The organism is Streptomyces sp. NPDC058470 (genome assembly GCF_042721055.1).
In the GTDB taxonomy this organism is placed as follows: Bacteria; Actinomycetota; Actinomycetes; order Streptomycetales; family Streptomycetaceae; genus Streptomyces.
Genome location: NZ_JBHXMF010000016.1, coordinates 109,380 through 126,826, shown reverse-complemented (window position 1 = coordinate 126,826; position 17,447 = coordinate 109,380). Strand labels below are relative to the sequence as shown.

Genomic DNA, 17,447 nt, shown 5'->3' with positions numbered 1-17,447 from the left:
GGTCGCAGCGGCCCGCGGTGTCGTGGGCCCATCATAGGAATGCGGATCGCGCCATGTGATGACCCAGGGGTGGTGAATCGGAGCAGGAGCCCAGTTCACCGGGGTTTTTGCCCGAATTGGGCGGTGCTTTCCCGCCCTGTCCTCGACGGGAGTCAACCTTTCTCGGGTGATCGGGGCGGACTCACCGTCGTACGAGGCAGACGGCGTTGCGAGGAGGTCCGCACGATCAGCTCGGTCGGTATCACCTGCTCGACCGGTTGGTCCGATTCCACTCCCTCGATGGCGTCGATGAGGAGCTGGACGACCGCTGTGCCGATCCGGCGTGGTTTGAGTGAGAGCGTCGTGATGGGCGGTTCGGTGTTGGCGTAGACGGTGGACTCGCTGCAGCAGACGAGGAGCAGATCGTCCGGTACACGCAGGCCGTAGCGGCGGGCTGCGGCCAGCAGGTCGGTGCCGTTCGGGTCGAAGAGCCCGTAGACGGCGTCGGGGCGGTCGGGGCGCGCGAGCAGCCGGTCGGCGGCGACGGCTCCCGCGCACGGATCGTGCGCCGGGTATGCCTCGTAGACCGGATCCTGGCCCACACGCTCGCACCAGCGCAGGTAAGCGGTGGTGGAGAGATGGGTGTAGGTGTCGGTGGTGGTGCCGGTGAGGAGGCCGATCCGGCGGGCGCCGGCGTCGGCCAGGTGGTCGAGGATGCCGAGGACGGCGGCCTCGTGATCGTTGTCCACCCACGCGGTGACCGGCAGCGAGCCCGCCGGGCGGCCGTCGGAGACGACCGGTAAGCCCTGGCGGACCAGTTCGCTGACGACCGGGTCGTGGTCGGACGGGTCGATGACCACGGTTCCGTCCAGGGCGACGTTGGACCACACGTCGTGGCGCGAGGTCGCGGGGAGGATGACCAGGGCGTAGCCCCGGGCCAGCGCTGCCGACGTGGCGGCTCTGGCCATCTCCGCGAAGTACGCGAACTCGGTGAAGGTGAAAGGTTCATCCCCGTACGTCGTCACGGTCAGGCCGATGAGGCCCGACTTGCCGGTACGGAGCGTTCGGGCCGCGGCCGACGGGCGGTAGCCCAGCCGGTCGGCGACCTCGCGGACATGGCGTCGGGTGGCGTCCGGGAGCCGGCCCTTGCCGTTGAGGGCATCGGAGACGGTCGTGATGGACACTCCGGCGGCTGCGGCCACATCTCTGATGCCCGCCCGTCCCGGCCGACCGCCGCGGCGGGTTGTCTCCGCCCGGCTCACCTGGTGCTTCCCTGCTGCTGTCATGGCGAGCCGATAGTAGGGCTCATGCGGTGGGGTAGTGCGGACGCATATGCACTCGTTGACAGGCACGTTTCTGCATGGTCCACATTGGCCAACTGCCTTAGAAAGAAAGTCAGTTGAACGATCCAATGGCAGGACGTGACGTGTCGGCACGCATGGGCCTGCCAACCAGGCCATGTCTCGAAGAGGTCTCAACTCACCTTGACGAGGGATGCGCGCCACGGCGTGAGCCACCGGCGCGCGGCGCGAAGTGCGGCGCGCCCCCATTCGTACACCTTCGTACGGGGATGATCACTCGGGCAGCTCGTGGCGGCGAGGTGGTTGTCCACAGGCCATTCGCAGCGGCGCGGAATCCTCATAGGGTGAGGAGCATTGGTAGCCGGCGGTGATCATGAGCCGACGGTGGTCACGAGGAGGACTGCGGTGAGCGAGACGAGCCCCAAGCTGCGTGCCGAGCTGGAGGGTATCCCCACCTACAAGCCCGGCAAGCCCGCCGCGGTCGGGGGTGGGGTGGCGTACAAGCTGTCCTCCAACGAGAACCCGTATCCGCCGCTGCCCGGTGTCATCGAGAGCGTGACCGCCGCGGCCGGCTCCTTCAACCGCTACCCGGACCTGGCGTGCACCGCGCTGATCAACGAACTGTCGGACCGCTTCGCCGTCCCCCTCTCGCACCTGGCCACCGGAACCGGTTCCGTCGGGGTCGCGCAGCAGCTGGTGCAGGCCACGAGCGGCCCGGGCGACGAGATCATCTACGCTTGGCGGTCCTTCGAGGCGTACCCGATCATCGCCCAGATCAGCGGGGCGACCCCGATCGAGGTGCCGCTGACGCCCGGCGAGGTGCACGACCTTGACGCGATGGCGGACGCGATCACCGACCGGACCCGGCTGATCTTCGTCTGCAACCCCAACAACCCGACCGGCACGGTGGTGCGCAGGGCCGAGCTGGAGCGGTTCCTGGACCGGGTGCCCAGCGATGTGCTGGTGGTCCTGGACGAGGCGTACCGCGAGTTCATCCGCGATGCCGAGGTGCCGGACGGCGTCGTGCTCTACCGCGACCGGCCCAACGTCTGCGTGCTGCGCACTTTCTCCAAGGCGTACGGGCTCGCGGGCCTCCGGGTCGGTTTCGCGATCGCCCACGACCGGGTTGCGGCGGCGCTGCGCAAGACGGCGGTGCCTTTCGGTGTGAGCCAGCTCGCACAGGACGCGGCGGTCGCCTCGCTGCGCGCCGAGGACGAACTGCTCGGCCGGGTCGGCTCCCTGGTGTCGGAGCGGGTGCGGGTGGTCGAGACGCTGCGCGGGCAGGGCTGGACGGTGCCCGAGACACAGGCCAACTTCGTGTGGCTGCGGCTGGGGGAGCGCACGCTCGACTTCGCCGCCGCCTGCGAGCAGGCCGGGGTCGTCGTGCGGCCGTTCGCCGGCGAGGGGGTCCGGGTGACGATCGGCGAGACCGAGGCGAACGACATCTTCCTCAAGGCGACAGAGGGGTTTCTCAAGGAGCTCCAGTGACCGGTGGCGGCCCGTGGTCCGCCACCGGTTGTACGCGTAAGGGGTCGCCGTTTCTACGTGTACGGGGTCGCCGTCGCCCGTGATGGCGAGCGTGTACGGGGTCGCCATCACGCGTGGTGGTGAGCGTGTACGGGGTCACGCGTGGTGATGAGCGTGTGGGGGCGCCGTCGACCACGGTGGCGGAGGTGTGCGGGTTGCCGTCGATGCGGCCGGCACGCCGGACGGGCTTGGGGGGCGGTATGCGATGCCCCGCGAGACCGGTGTCCGCCCGGCAGGGGAGCGCGGGGGGCGTCGCCGTCGGTCCAGAAGGCCACCGTGCCGGGCTTGACGATCTGTTGGGCGCCGTCCTCGCGGGGTGACGGTGACGCCGGTGTCGGAGCAGCCTTCCCTGCTCCGGGGCGGCCCCTCTGAGTCGGCAGTCCGTCGGTGACCAGCCGGTCCACGCTTAGGCACCCCCCTCCTGTCAACCCTCGAACGGCCATGCGTCATACTTGCTTGTGAATGTGAACGCGTTCACAAACGTGTCCCGGTTGCTCCCGTGATGTACGTGACAAAGGGGGCAAACTGCCGCTGTACCACGGCGATTTAAGGAGACTGACGACGTGGAATTGGCTTTGGCGCCCGAGACTCTGGCGCGCTGGCAGTTCGGCATCACCACCGTCTACCACTTTCTCTTCGTCCCTCTGACGATCTCGCTCGCCGCACTCACGGCGATCCTGGAGACCGCCTGGGTGCGAACGGGTAAGGAGCACTACCTCAGGGCGACCAAGTTCTGGGGAAAACTGTTCCTGATCAATATCGCCATGGGTGTAGTGACCGGCATCGTGCAGGAGTTCCAGTTCGGCATGAACTGGTCCGACTACTCACGCTTCGTCGGTGACGTCTTCGGAGCCCCGCTCGCCCTCGAAGCCCTGATCGCGTTCTTCTTCGAGTCCACCTTCATCGGGCTGTGGATCTTCGGCTGGGACAAGCTGCCGAAGAAGCTCCACCTCGCCTGCATCTGGATGGTCTCGATCGGCACGATCCTGTCGGCGTACTTCATCATGGCGGCCAACTCCTTCATGCAGCATCCGGTCGGCTATCGGATCGTGAAGAAGGCGGACGGCAGTACACGGGCCGAGCTCACAGACTTTCCCAAAGTGCTCTTCCAGGAGACGGCGCTCGTCAACTTCTGGCACGTCATGGCCGCCTCCATCCTTGTCGGCGGCGCCTTCATGGCGGGCATCGCCGCTTTCCACCTCCGCAAGAAGCGGCACATCCCCACGATGCGGATGTCGCTGCGGCTCGGCCTGGTCACGGCACTCGTCGGCACGATCCTCGTCGCCCTCAGCGGGGACACCGTCGGCAAGGTGATGTACGTACAGCAGCCGATGAAGATGTCGGCCGCCGAAGCCCTGTGGGACTCGGAGCAGCCCGCGCCCTTCTCGCTCTTCGCGTACGGCGATGTCGCCAAGGGGCACAACACGGTAGCCCTGGAGATCCCGGGGCTGCTGTCCTTCCTCGCCAAGGACGACTTCACGTCCAGGCTCCCCGGCATCAACGACATCAACAAAGCCGAGCAGGAGAAGTACGGCCCCGGCGACTACCGTCCCAACATCCCCACCGCCTACTGGGCCTATCGCTGGATGATCGGCTTCGGCGGGGTCTCGATGGCCGTGTGCGTGGCCGGACTCTGGCTCACCCGGCGGAAGTTCTGGCTGGCGCCGGAACACCGCACCGGGGACGAGGAGGTGCCGAAGCTCATGTTCACCAAACACAGGGGGCTGGCACCGAAGCTCGGCAATTGGTGGTGGTGGCTGTCCCAGTGGACGCTGATCTTCCCGCTCATCGGTATCTCCTGGGGCTGGATCTTCACCGAGACGGGGCGTCAGCCCTGGGTGGTGTACGGCCTGCTGAAGACCAAGGACGCGGTCTCGCCGGGAGTCTCCACGACCGAGGTGCTGATCTCGATGACCGTGTTCACCCTGCTCTATGCGGCCCTTGCCGTCATCGAGGCGAAGCTGATGGTCAAGTACGTCAAGCAGGGCCCGCCCGAGCTCACCGAGGCCGACCTCAACCCGCCCACGAAGATCGGCGGCGATTCCAGTGACGCCGACAAGCCGATGGCCTTCTCCTACTAGGCCAAGGGAGCCACTGAGCCATGGAACTCCACGATGTCTGGTTCGTCCTCATCGCGGTCCTCTGGACCGGCTACTTCTTCCTGGAGGGCTTCGACTTCGGGGTCGGCATCCTCACCAAGCTGCTGGCCCGTGACCGTACCGAGAGGCGGGTCCTCATCAACACCATCGGACCCGTCTGGGACGGCAACGAGGTATGGCTGCTCACCGCGGCCGGCGCGACCTTCGCCGCCTTCCCCGAGTGGTACGCCACGCTCTTCTCCGGTTTCTATCTGCCACTGCTGCTCATCCTGGTCTGCCTGATCGTGCGCGGTGTCGCCTTCGAGTACCGCGTGAAGCGGCCCGACGAGTACTGGCAGCGCAACTGGGAGAACGCGATCTTCTGGGCCTCGCTGATCCCCGCGTTCATGTGGGGTGTGGCCTTCGGCAACATCGTGCACGGCGTGAAGATCGACAAGAGCTTCGAGTACGTCGGCACCGTCTGGGACCTGTTCAACCCGTACGCGATCCTCGGCGGTCTGGTCACACTGACGCTGTTCACGTTCCACGGGACGGTGTTCATCGGGCTCAAGACCGTCGGGGACATCCGGGAGCGCGCGCGGAAGCTGGCGCTGACACTCGGCCTGGTGACAGCCGTGTTGGCACTTGGCTTCCTGATCTGGACCCAGGTCGACAGCGGCAACGGCAAGTCCCTGGCCGCGGTGATCGTCGCGGTGGCCTCGCTCGTCGTGGCACTCGTGGCGGTCAGGGCGGGGCGTGAGGGCTGGGCGTTCATGCTCTCGGGGCTGACCATTGTGGCGGTCGTCGCGATGTTCTTCCTGTCGCTCTTCCCCAACGTCATGCCGTCCTCGCTCAATGCCGAGTGGAGCCTGACGGTCACCAACGCCTCGTCGGGCCCCTACACCCTGAAAGTCATGACCTGGTGTGCGGGGATCGCGACGCCGATCGTTCTGCTCTACCAGTCGTGGACGTACTGGGTTTTCCGCAAGCGGATCGGTACGCACCACATCGCCGTGGACAGCGCGCACTGATTTCTGACGTGCGCACCGAGTCGGGCAGGGCACGCAGATTCGCATGGCGCACCGAGTCCGGCAGGGCATGCCTAGCCCGGAACGGTGTGCAGAGTCCGAGTAACGGCATGTTTCACGTGAAACATGCCTGATGAGTCAAGGGTGTGTTTCACGTGAAACCAATCGACCCGCGTCTGCTTCGGTACGCCCGCGCCACTCGCTTCTTCCTCGCAGCGGTTGTCGGTCTGGGGGCTGCTGGGGCGGCGCTGGTCATCGCCCAGGCGATGCTCATCGCCGAAGTGGTGGTCGGCGCCTTCCAGCACGGCTTCTCGGTCACTGAACTCCGCACGCCGCTGGGTCTGTTGGTCCTGGTAGCGGTGGGGCGGGCGGTCGTTTCCTGGCTTACCGAGCTCGCCGCGCACCGGGCGAGCGTGGCGGTCAAGTCGGAGTTGCGAGGGCGACTGCTGGAGCGGGCCGCGCTGCTCGGTCCCGGCTGGCTGAGCGGGCAGCGGACGGGTTCACTGGTCGCCCTCGCCACGCGGGGAGTTGACGCACTCGACGACTACTTTTCGCGTTATCTACCGCAGTTGGGGCTGGCGGTGGTGGTCCCTGTGGCGGTGCTCGCACGGATCGTCACCGAGGACTGGGTGTCGGCGGCCATCATTGCCGGCACACTGCCGCTGATCCCCGTCTTCATGATTCTCATCGGCTGGGCCACCCGAAGCCAGATGGATCGTCAGTGGCGGCTCCTGTCACGGCTCTCGGGACACTTCCTGGACGTGGTCGCAGGGTTGCCCACGCTCAAGGTGTTCGGCCGGGCCAAGGCGCAGGCCGAGTCGATCCGGAAGATCACCGGCGACTACCGGCAGGCGACCATGCGGACGCTGCGGATCGCCTTCCTGTCGTCCTTCGCTCTGGAACTGCTCGCCACGATCTCGGTCGCGCTGGTCGCGGTGACCATCGGAATGCGGCTCGTCCACGGCGAGATGGATCTGTACGTCGGTCTCGTCATCCTGATCCTCGCGCCCGAGGCGTATCTGCCGCTGCGACAGGTGGGGACGCAGTACCACGCCGCCGCCGAGGGGCTCTCGGCGGCCGAGGAGATCTTCTCGGTGCTGGAGACTCCGTTGGCCGCCTCAGGCTCGTTTCCCGCGCCTGAGGGCGAGCTCGCCTTCGAGGGCGTGACCGTGCGCTACCCGGGGCGCTCACGAGATGCGGTCTCGGACGTCTCCTTCACGGTCGGGCGCGGGGAGACGGTAGCTCTTGTCGGGCCGAGCGGTGTGGGCAAGTCGACGCTGCTGAACGTACTGCTGGGATTCGTGCAGCCCGCCGAGGGGCGCGTGCGGATCGGGGGAGTCGATCTCTCCGAGGCCGACCTGGCGGACTGGCGCTCGCGGATCGCCTGGGTGCCGCAGCGACCTCATCTGTACGCCCAGTCCATCGCCGAGAACGTACGGCTGGCGCGGCCCGACGCGGACGACACGGCGGTACGCCGGGCGCTGGCCGACGCGGGCGCCGTCGGCTTCGTCGACGCGTTGCCCGACGGGGCCGACACGGTGCTCGGTGAGGACGGTGCCGGGTTGTCGGCCGGACAGCGTCAGCGCCTCGCTCTGGCCCGGGCGTTCCTCGCCGACCGTCCGGTGCTGCTCCTCGACGAGCCGACGGCCGCGCTGGACGGGGCGACGGAAGCGGAGGTCGTGGAGGCGGTGCGGCGGCTCGCCGTGGGTCGGACGGTGCTGTTGGTGGTGCACCGGCCGGCCTTGCTGGGGGTGGCTGACCGGGTGGTACGGCTGGAGCCCGGGGTGGTCGCCGTAGCGTCCGGGGTGCCCGTACAGGCGGCGGGGTCCGTGTATGCCGCGGAGGTTAGGGGGTCTCGGTCCGTCGGGGTGGGGAAGGTGCCCGCGGCAGCGGAAGGGGAGTCGTATCCGGAGGTGCCCGCGGCAGCGGAAGGGGAGTCGTATCAGGCGTCGGCGTCGGCTTCGTTCCCGGCCTTGGCTTCGGTTTTGTCCTCGGCTTCGTCCCCGGCCTTGGCTTTGGCTCCGGTTTCCGCTTCGGCTCCGGACCTGTCTCCGGCTTCGGCTTCGGCTTCGGCTCCGGAGCCGGCTTCGTCTCCGTCTCCGGCTCCGCGAGGGCGTGGCGGCGTGCTTGCCCGTGTGCGTGCCATGGCTGCTCCCCGGCGGGGAGCGCTCGCCCTCGCTCTCCTGCTCGGCAGTCTCGCCCTCGGGAGTGCCGTCGGGCTGATGGCCACCTCCGGGTGGCTCATCTCGCGGGCCTCTCAGCAGCCGCCGGTGATGTATCTGATGGTGGCGGTGACGGCCACCCGGACGTTCGGGATCGGGCGGGCCGTATCCCGGTACACGGAGCGGCTCGTATCGCACGACGCGGTGCTGCGAATGCTGGCCGCCACCCGGGTCGCCGTGTACCGGCGCCTTGAACGGCTGGCGCCCGCGGGACTGCGGACGACCCGACGCGGTGATCTGCTGTCGCGGCTCGTCGCCGACGTGGACGCGCTCCAGGACTACTGGCTGCGATGGCTGCTGCCGGTCGGGGCCGCGGTCGTCGTGTCCGCCGCCTCCGTCGGCTTCACCGGGTGGCTGCTGCCCGAGGCCGGTGCCGTTCTCGCCGTGGGGCTGCTGGCGGCCGGGCTCGGGGTGCCGCTGCTGACCGGCGCCGTGGCGCGCCATGCGGAGCGGCGGCTGGCACCCGCGCGCGGTGTCCTGGCGACACGGGTGACCGATCTGCTCACGGGAACGGCGGAGCTGACGGTCGCGGGTGCGCTGCCCGCCCGTACCGCCGAGACGCGGCGGGCCGACTCGGTGCTCACCCGTATCGCCTCGCGGGCCGCCACCGCGACCGCGCTCGGCGACGGGCTCACCGCGCTGGTGTCCGGGCTGACCGTCGCGGCCGCGGCCCTCGTGGGCGCCCAGGCGGTCGCCGCCGGGCGGCTGAGCGGTGTGGCGATGGCCGTCGTCGTCCTCACCCCGCTGGCCGCGTTCGAGGCCGTCCTCGGGCTGCCGCTCGCCGTCCAGCACCGACAGCGGGTACGCAAGAGCGCAGAGCGGGTGTACGAGGTGCTGGACGCCCCCGATGCCGTACGCGAACCGGAAGAGCCGACGCAGGCCCCCGCGTCCGCGTTTCCCCTGGTCCTCAAGGAGTTGAGCGCGCGCCACGCCGGACAGGACCGGGACGCGCTCGCCGGGCTCGACCTGACCCTGGAACAGGGGCGCAGGGTCGCCGTCGTGGGTCCCTCCGGGTCCGGCAAGACCACGCTCGCGCAGGTGCTGCTGCGGTTCCTGGACGCGGACGCGGGGACGTACACGCTGGGCGGAGTTGACGCGAACGAGATGGCGGGGGACGCCGTACGCCGGCTGGTCGGGCTGTGTGCCCAGGACGCGCACCTCTTCGACAGCTCGGTGCGCGAGAACCTGCTGCTGGCCCGGAAGGGCGCGACCGAGGCCGAGCTGTGTGACGCGCTTGCGCGGGCCCGGCTCCTCGACTGGGCCGACGGTCTGCCCGACGGGCTCGACACGCTCATCGGCGAGCACGGCGCCCGGCTGTCCGGGGGCCAGCGGCAGCGGCTCGCGCTCGCCCGCGCGCTGCTCGCCGACTTCCCCCTCCTCGTCCTCGACGAACCCGCCGAGCACCTGGACCTGCCGACGGCCGACGCCCTCACCGAGGATCTGCTCGCCGCGACCGAGGGCCGTACGACGCTGCTGATCACCCACCGGCTGGCCGGGCTGGACGCGGTGGACGAGGTGATCGTGCTGGCGGAGGGCCGGGTGGCCCAGCGGGGGCCGTACGCGGAGCTGGCGGCCGTCGAGGGTCCGCTGCGGGAGATGGTGGACCGGGAGGCTGCGGGGGATCTGCTGGTCGGTGCCGTGGCCGTCGGTGTCGTGGCCCAGTGACCCGGCCGGCCTCGGTGACTCGGCTTCGCGGCGTGGTGACGCCGGGCGTTTCACGGCGCGGCCACCAACTCGACTTTGCGTGACAAATGGGACTAACTACGCTCAAGGTATGTCGGCAGCCCCCACGTCGCCCGAGTCCGAGTCCCAGTCCGAGCCTGAGCCTGAGCCTGAGCACGATGACGGCTCGGGAGCAGCCGGTCCTGCGGTCCATGGCAGCCGAGGGCTGCCCGCCGAGCTGGCCGTGCGGGCGCCCCAATTGCTGGAGGCGGTGCGGTCGGTCGGAGCGGGGCTGGAGTTGCACTCCACGCTGGATCGGATCTGTGAGACGGCGGCCGAGCTGGCGGACGCGCGGTATGCGGCGATCGGTGCCGTGGCGGAGGAAGGCGACGGGCTCGTGGACTTCGTGTTCCACGGGGTCGAAGGGGATACCGCCGGGCTGATCGGACGGTTCCCCGACGGGTGCAGGGGGCTGCTCGGGGCGCTCATCCACGAACCGGAGCCGGTACGGCTCGCGAACCTGGAAGACGATTCGCGCTCCTGCGGCTTTCCGGAACACCATCCGCCGATGCGGAGCTTCCTGGGGGTTCCCATCCGGGTGCAGGGCGAGATCTTCGGGAATCTGTACCTGACGGAGAAGCGAGGCGGCGGGTCCTTCAGCGACCACGACCTCGACATGGTCGGCGTGCTGGCCACGGAGGCGGGTATCGCCATCGGCAACGCCCGTCTCTACGAGGCTGCCCAACAGCGCGAACGCTGGATCGACGGCTCGGTGGCCGTCACCACCGCTCTCCTGTCGGGTGGCGGCGCCGAGGATGCTCTTCAGGTCGTCGCCGAACAGGCCCGCCGGCTCTCCGGTTCGGCGGCCGGGGCCGTGCTGCTGCCCGCCGCCGAGGGCGGTCTGGAAATCGTCGCCGTCGCCTCGGAACACCCCTCTAAGGCACTGGGAATGGTCTTCCCGCCGGAGAACGAGTTCGTCGCCGAACTCCTCGACGGAGCAACCGTGTTCGTCGAGGACGCGGCCACCGACCCGCGCATGGTCTCCGACTTCGCCCGCGTTTACGGGCCGATGATGATGCTCCCACTGCAGTGCGGCGGCCGCGTGCTCGGGTGCCTCGTCACACCTCGTGCGCCGGGCGCCCGCCTGTTCACCGAGACCGAGCGGACTCTGGCCGCGCAGTTCGCCGCGCAGGCCGCTCTCGCACTGATGACGGCCGAGGCGCAGCGCGACCGGGAGCGGCTCGCGGTCTACGAGGACCGTGACCGGATCGCCCGTGACCTGCACGACCTCGTGATCCAACGGCTCTTTGCCACCGGGATGATGCTGGAGAGTGCTCAGCGGCTGTCCGTCGCTCCCGAGGTCCGCGAAGGTGTCGGGAAGGCCGTCGACGCACTCGACGTCACCATCCAGGAGATCCGCACCGCCATCTTCGCGCTCCGGCAGGACCCCACAGAAACGCCGTCCGGCCTGCGCACCCGCGTGCTGCGCGAGATCAACATGGCCGCCGTACCTCTTGGTTTCAAGCCCACCCACCGCTTCGTCGGCCCGGTGGAAACCATGGTCGGGGAACTCACCGGCAAGAACCTCATCGCCGCTCTGCGCGAGGCCCTCTCCAACGCTTTCCGGCACGCCGGAGCCTCACGTATCGACGTCGTCGTCGACGCGACCGTGACCCTGCGGGACGGGCGCCAGGGCGTCCGGCTGACCGTCGCCGACGACGGCGTCGGCATCACGGACGGCGGTCGGCGCAGCGGCCTGCGGAACCTTGAACGGCGCGCCGAGTCCCTGGGCGGCGAGAGCTGGTACGGGCCCGGGGCGGGCGAGGACGAGGGCGGTACGCCAGAGGATGCGGGAGGTACGACATTGGTGTGGCAGGCGCCCTACTGAGCGCACTCGGCACCCTGCTTCACCGAGCGCGCCGCACAGCTCGCTCCGCTGGGCGCTCCGTGTGGCTTTCCCCGAGGACACTTGACGGTTCACCTGGGCGCACTGCGCGGCCTCCCCGAGGACGCTCGACGGCTCGACCGAGCACGCCATGTGGGTGTCCCAAGCACACTCCACCGCCCAGTCGGGGCAACATACCCAAGCCGGGCCCCTGTTCGGCCCAGCCGACGGAGCCATCCGTGGAGCTCGTTCCCCCGGGCGCACCCCTTGAACAGGACCGCGAGCTGGGACGCAGGACACGATCGCTGTCATGCGCTCACCCCGCCGCCATCCCCTACTCGTGCCGGCCCTGCTGTGCGCGGTCGCGGTTCTCGCGGCCCGGCCCACCGCCGCCGAGAGTGAGTCCGGGAGCGAGCCCGGTATCAGCGCCCAGGTGGCGCGGCTCTACGAGGACGCCTCCGTGGCGGCGCGGCAGTACGAGACGGGGCAGCAGGAGGCCGAAGCGCAGCGGGGCAGGGCGCAGCGGGCCGAGGAACTCCTTGCGCGGGAACGGCAGGACATTGCGGTCCTCCACGACGACCTCGGCCGGATCGCGCGCACCCAGTACCGCCAGGGCGGCGGCCTGCCGTACACCGCGCAGCTGCTGCTCGCCGACAGCCCCGAAGACCTGATGCGCGGTCAGCGTGCCGTGTGGCAGGCGGACCTCGCCGTCAACAACGCGGTCAGCAAGAGCCGCCGGGCCGAGGCAAGGCTCGCCGCCGACGAGGCGGAGGCCCAGGCGGAGTGGCAGGCCCTGGAGAAGCGCAACGTTGAACTCGCCGAGATGAAGCGGACCATCCAGGCGAAGCTGGACGAGGCGCGATCGGTGCTCCAGGGCCAGGCGGACGCCGCGGTGGTGGCCGGCTCCTGTCGTGGCGCCGTCCAGCTCGACCAACCGGAAACGGACCTCACGCGCGCGTGGGTCGCGCCGGTGGAGACGTACGAACTCTCCGCGAGTTTCGGCAGCGGCGGTGAGCGCTGGGCGAGTCGGCACACCGGACAGGACTTCGCGGTGGCCATCGGCACACCGGTGCGGGCGGTCGGGGCGGGCCGGGTGGTGAAGGTGTCGTGCGGCGGGGCCTTCGGTATCGAGATCGTCGTCCAGCACCCGGGCGGCTACTACACGCAGTACGCGCATCTCGCCGCCGTCACCGTCGACCAGGGGGAGCGGGTCGCGGCCGGGCAGTGGATCGGGCAGTCGGGCACGACCGGCAACTCGACCGGGCCGCATCTGCACTTCGAGGTGCGGGTCACGCCGGAGCTGGGGTCGGGGATCGATCCGGTGCCGTGGCTGGCCGAGCACGGGGTCCAGCTGTAGCTCCGCGCGACGGCGACGGCGACGGCAATGGCAATGGCAATGGCAATGGCAGCGGCGACGGCGATGGTCGAAGTCGGCAAAGGCCGCCACTGGTGCCTGCCGGAGCGGCTACAGCCGTAGGCGGAAAAGGGACACCGCTGAGGCCGGCCGTTCGGCTACACCTGTCGTTCGGCTACACCTGTCGTTCGGCGATGATCTGCTCGATCACCACCGCCACCCCGTCCTCGTTGTTGGCGACCGTGCGCCCGGAGGCGGCGGCGATCACGGCGGGGTGGGCGTTGCCCATCGCGTACGAGCGGCCCGCCCAGGTGAGCATCTCGACGTCGTTCGGCATGTCACCGAAGGCGACGACCTCCTCGTGGGAGATGCCGCGCTCGGCGCAGCACAGTGCGAGCGTGCTCGCCTTGGAGACGCCGGGGCCGCTGATCTCGAGAAGCGCGCTGGGGCTGGAGCGGGTGACACCGGCGCGGTCGCCGATGGCCAGGCGAGCGACGGTGAGGAAGTCGTCCGGGTCCATCTCGGGGTGGTACGCGAGCACCTTGAGGACCGGCTGATCGGCGTCGAGCGCGTCCTTGGCGAGGAGCTTCTCGGCGGGCGCCATGATCTCCGGGGGCTCCATGTGCAGTGACGGGTAAGCCGGTTCGAGGTGGAGCCCGTACGTGCGCTCGACGGCGACCGTGGTGCCGGGGGCGGCGGCGCGCAGCAACTGGATGACGTCGAGAGCGGCGTCGGGCGCCAGCTCGCGGATCTTGACGAAGCGGTGGGCACCGGGGCCGCCGTGCAGGTCGACCACGGCGGCGCCGTTGCCGCAGATCGCCAGGCCGTGGCCGTGGACGTGGTCGCTGACGACGTCCATCCAGCGGGCGGGGCGGCCGGTGACGAAGAACACCTCGATGCCCGCCTGCTCGGCGGCGGCGAGGGCGGCGACCGTGCGCTCGGACACCGACTTGTCGTCGTGCAGCAGAGTGCCGTCGAGGTCGGTGGCGATCAGCCGGGGCGGAACCATGGAGGCCGGGGTCTCGGGCCGTCGAGTCGCGGAGGTCACCGGGTCATTCTCCCGCATATGCGCGCACGTGCGTGCGACGGTCCGCACATGTGAGTGATTGCCGTCCTCACCAGGGACGTTACGCCCCGTCAAGCTCAAGCCGACGGAGTCAGGTTCCGGCCGAGGGTTCAGGCCAGCTGTGCGGCGGCCTCCATGGCGATCCGCTCGAAGATCTTCTCGTCCGCCGCGAAGTCGGAGTCGGGGATCGGCCAGTGGATCACCAGGTCGGTGAAGCCCAGCTCGGCGTGATGGCCTGCGAAGTCGACGAACGCGTCCAGCGACTCCAGCGGACGGCCGCGGTCCGGAGTGAAGCCGGTGAGCAGGATCCTGTCCAGTTCGTCCACGTCACGGCCGGCCTCGACGCAGGCGACTCCAAGCTTTTCGACCTGCCCACGAATGGCCTGAACCGACTGTTCAGCGGTCCCCGTCTCGTAAAGCTTCGGATCGCCCGTCGTCACCCACGCCTGCCCGTACCGCGCCGCGAGCCTCAGTCCGCGCGGCCCGGTCGCGGCCACCGCGAAGGGCAGCCGGGGGCGCTGGACGCATCCGGGGATGTTGCGGGCCTCGTGCGCCGAGTAGAAGTCGCCCTCGTATGACACGGAGTCCTCCGTCAGGAGCCGGTCGAGCAGCGGAACGAACTCCGCGAGGCGGTCGGCGCGCTCACGCGGGGTCCAGGGCTCCTGGCCGAGCGTCGTCGCGTCGAAACCGGTGCCGCCCGCGCCGATCCCCAGCGTGATCCGGCCGTCCGAGATGTCGTCGAGGGAGATCAGCTCCTTGGCGAGGGTCACCGGATGCCGGAAGTTCGGCGAGGTCACAAGCGTGCCGAGGCGGAGCCGGTCGGTGGCGGCGGCCGCGGCGGTCAGCGTCGGGACGGCACCGAACCACGGGCCGTCCCGGAAGGTCCGCCACGACAGGTGGTCGTACGTGAAAGCGGTGTGGAACCCGAGCTGCTCCGCGCGCTGCCATGCGGCACGACCGCCCTCATGCCAGCGGAGGTACGGAAGGATCACGGTGCTCAGACGCAGACTCATGCCATCGAGCCTAAGCGCAGGAGCGAACGGTCAGCGCCCCCGCCCGCTCGGCACGGGCTCCCTCGGCCCGCGCCCGCTGAGCAGGCGCCCGCTGAGCAGGCGCCTGCCCTGCTCGTGCCTGCCCTGCTCGTGCCCGCCTTGCTCGTGCCTGCCCCACCCCGGGCTCGCCCCGTCCGTGCCCGCCGAGCCGGGCGCCCGCCCCGCGCACACCTGCTCAGCGCACGCACCCGCCCCGCCCGCCCGCACCCGCTCAGCGCACCCGCCCGCTCAGCCACGGGCTGAGGTTGATCATCAGTAGGTGCTCCTTGTACGTCCGGTCGCCCGGCAGCGGCACGATGAGCCGGTAGCCGGGCGGAAACCGGCGCGCACTCACATACGCGAGGCCGCCGAAGACCGAGCGCAGGAAGGCCGGCACGTCGTCGCGCGGGATGTCCGGGAACTCGACGCCCTCGACGGTGATCAGCGCGTCTTCCTCCGGATAGAGCCGCACACTCAGCCTGGGCAGCCCGCCGAACTCCACGAAGGCCTCGTGCGGAAGCGAGCCGTCGGGATCGGCGGTCACACCGACGCCCGCAGCGCTGCGGCGGGACGTCTGGTCCGCGCCGATGTCGTGGGTGACCTCGATCTCACGCGCGTACTCGGTCGCGATCGCGCGGAGCGCGGTGACGGCGGCTTCGGTGCTCGGCAGCTGCTGCATGTTCCCGATCATCCCTGAATCACGTCGATCCTGAATCACGTCAGTGCGGAGCCGGGAACCGGATGTACCGCGGCGGTACGGCCTCCGTGAGCCACACCCCGTTCACGCTGACGCGGAAGACATGACCGTCGCGGTCCATGGCGGCGGCGTCCACGGAGAGCACGACCGGCCGGCCGCGGCGGGCGCCGACGCGGGTGGCGGTCTCGCGGTCGGGCGAGAGGTGCACGTCGTGCCGGTTCATCGCCCTGAGTCCCTCGGCGCGGATCGCGTCCAGGCTGAGGGCCATGGTCCCGTGGTAGAGGTACGCGGGCGGAGTCGCCGTGGGCAGTCCGAGGTCGACCTCGACGGAGTGGCCCTGGCTGGCGCGGATCCGGGTCCCCTCGACCGCAAAGCGCCGCTTGTCGTTCGCGGCCACCACGTGGTCGAGCTCCTCACGCGTGAACCCGAAACCGTGCGCCGACGCCGCGGCGATCAATGGGTCGATCTCCACCCAGCCTCCCTCGCCGAGGGTGAGCCCGATCCTCTCCGGCTGGTGACGCAGGTGCTTGGAGAGGTACTTCGAGACCTTCACGGTGCGTCTTTCGTCCATCCCGCAAGGGTGCCTGGCGGGATGGAGATCACGCATTTGATTTTGGTCCTGAGGTTTGGTCCACAGCCAAGTCCGGTTATCCACAGGGGATTTGGCGATTCTGTGGACAACCCACAGGCCGTTTACGGAAGTTCATCAACTATAGGATTTTTATTATGATTTGCCGTGAGCTGGTCCAAGGTGCGGGCCTGTACCTCTCGTTCGGCCGCGGCGGCGACGAAGGCGGCGACCTGCCCGGCACCAACCAGCTTCTCCACCGCCCCTATTGTCCCGGCCGGAAGCGCCACGAAATGTGTCTCGTCCGGGGGCTGCGGCACCCTGTCGGCGCCAAGGTGCCGGCGCAGATGCCGGTTGGCGAACAGCCGCATGGCACGCGCGAGTTCAGCGTCCACGGTCTGCTGTGCGAGCGGCCGCAGCCGTCGTACCAACGAAGCCGCCTCGGCCGCTTCCGTATCCGTCGGTGGGTGCTCCCCCAAATAGCGGGCGAACACATGCTCGGTCGTGAACTCCAGGAAACGGGACGCGATGTGCTCGACCTGGCCCCTCAACTCCCGCAGGTGGACGGAGATCGCGGACAACGGCACCCCCGCCGCGTACAACTCGACCGCCACGGCGAGCTCTTGAGGGCTCGGGACCAGGAAGAGATCCTCGTCCCCCGGTACGGGCTCCAGTACGCCGAGTTCGATCGCGTCGGCGACCGCCGCGTCGTCCGGGCTGCCGCCGAACCGCTCGTCCAGCTCGGCCCGGGAGATCCGTACGGCCTCCTCGTCGGTCCACGGCCCGTCGACCTCCGCGACCAGCCCGAGGACCCCGCCGAGACCCCGGCCCGCGTCCCAGGCCTCCAGGAGTTCCTTGATGGACGCCAGCGTGTACCCCCGGTCGAGGAGGTCGGCGATCTGCCGCAGCCGGGCCAGGTGCGCGTCCGCGTACACATTCGCGCGGCCCCGCCGCTCGGGGCGGGGGAGCAGGCCGCGGTCCTGATAGGCGCGGATGGTGCGGACCGTGGCACCACTGTGATGCGCCAGATCCTCTATCCGGTACGCAAA

12 protein-coding genes are annotated in these 17,447 nt (G+C 69.6%); 6 read left to right on the top strand and 6 right to left on the bottom strand.

What is annotated here, in order from left to right:
- Positions 1-152: 152 nt before the first annotated feature.
- On the bottom strand, positions 153-1,265 hold the full coding sequence (locus ACFWP7_RS14620; RefSeq protein ID WP_384381267.1) for a LacI family DNA-binding transcriptional regulator: 1,113 nt from the start codon (positions 1,263-1,265) through the stop codon (positions 153-155).
- A gap of 420 nt (positions 1,266-1,685) precedes the next feature.
- On the opposite strand from ACFWP7_RS14620, the gene hisC reads away from it, so the two are divergent.
- The 6 genes from hisC (at position 1,686) to ACFWP7_RS14590 (ending at position 13,039) form a co-directional block, all read left to right on the top strand.
- Positions 1,686-2,768 (top strand): histidinol-phosphate transaminase, encoded by a 1,083-nt coding sequence (gene hisC, locus ACFWP7_RS14615; RefSeq protein ID WP_384381265.1) that lies wholly within the window; start codon positions 1,686-1,688, stop codon positions 2,766-2,768.
- A gap of 602 nt (positions 2,769-3,370) precedes the next feature.
- Positions 3,371-4,888 carry a cytochrome ubiquinol oxidase subunit I gene (locus tag ACFWP7_RS14610; RefSeq protein WP_384381263.1) on the top strand — a complete coding sequence of 506 codons (1,518 nt, stop codon included), beginning with the start codon at positions 3,371-3,373 and terminating at the stop codon, positions 4,886-4,888.
- Positions 4,889-4,908: 20 nt separating this feature from the next.
- A complete protein-coding gene (gene cydB / locus ACFWP7_RS14605) occupies positions 4,909-5,916 on the top strand; it encodes a cytochrome d ubiquinol oxidase subunit II (RefSeq protein ID WP_384381261.1) in 1,008 nt (335 codons plus the stop codon).
- 152 nt (positions 5,917-6,068) lie between these two features.
- Positions 6,069-9,800 (top strand): thiol reductant ABC exporter subunit CydD, encoded by a 3,732-nt coding sequence (cydD, locus tag ACFWP7_RS14600; protein WP_384381259.1) that lies wholly within the window; start codon positions 6,069-6,071, stop codon positions 9,798-9,800.
- 109 nt (positions 9,801-9,909) lie between these two features.
- A complete protein-coding gene (locus tag ACFWP7_RS14595) occupies positions 9,910-11,685 on the top strand; it encodes a GAF domain-containing sensor histidine kinase (RefSeq protein WP_384381257.1) in 1,776 nt (591 codons plus the stop codon).
- A 307-nt stretch (positions 11,686-11,992) separates the two neighbouring features.
- On the top strand, positions 11,993-13,039 hold the full coding sequence (locus ACFWP7_RS14590) for a M23 family metallopeptidase (RefSeq protein ID WP_384381255.1): 1,047 nt from the start codon (positions 11,993-11,995) through the stop codon (positions 13,037-13,039).
- Positions 13,040-13,211: 172 nt separating this feature from the next.
- Here ACFWP7_RS14590 and ACFWP7_RS14585 read toward each other — a convergent pair whose 3' ends face one another.
- The 5 genes from ACFWP7_RS14585 to ACFWP7_RS14565 form a co-directional block, all read right to left on the bottom strand.
- Positions 13,212-14,102, bottom strand: coding sequence for a Cof-type HAD-IIB family hydrolase (locus ACFWP7_RS14585; protein ID WP_384381253.1), 891 nt, complete (start codon positions 14,100-14,102; stop codon positions 13,212-13,214).
- A 110-nt stretch (positions 14,103-14,212) separates the two neighbouring features.
- Positions 14,213-15,115: an LLM class flavin-dependent oxidoreductase gene (locus ACFWP7_RS14580; RefSeq protein ID WP_384381251.1), complete on the bottom strand. Its 903-nt coding sequence runs from the start codon at positions 15,113-15,115 to the stop codon at positions 14,213-14,215.
- Between the two features lie 250 nt (positions 15,116-15,365).
- The gene (locus ACFWP7_RS14575) at positions 15,366-15,824 is read right to left on the bottom strand and encodes a hypothetical protein (RefSeq protein WP_384381249.1); all 459 of its coding nucleotides are present in this window, start codon (positions 15,822-15,824) and stop codon (positions 15,366-15,368) included.
- Between the two features lie 28 nt (positions 15,825-15,852).
- On the bottom strand, positions 15,853-16,401 hold the full coding sequence (locus tag ACFWP7_RS14570; protein WP_384381247.1) for an RNA 2'-phosphotransferase: 549 nt from the start codon (positions 16,399-16,401) through the stop codon (positions 15,853-15,855).
- 122 nt (positions 16,402-16,523) lie between these two features.
- Positions 16,524-17,447, bottom strand: a 924-nt coding sequence (locus ACFWP7_RS14565) for a MerR family transcriptional regulator (RefSeq protein WP_384381245.1), incomplete at its 5' end; no start/stop codon positions are given.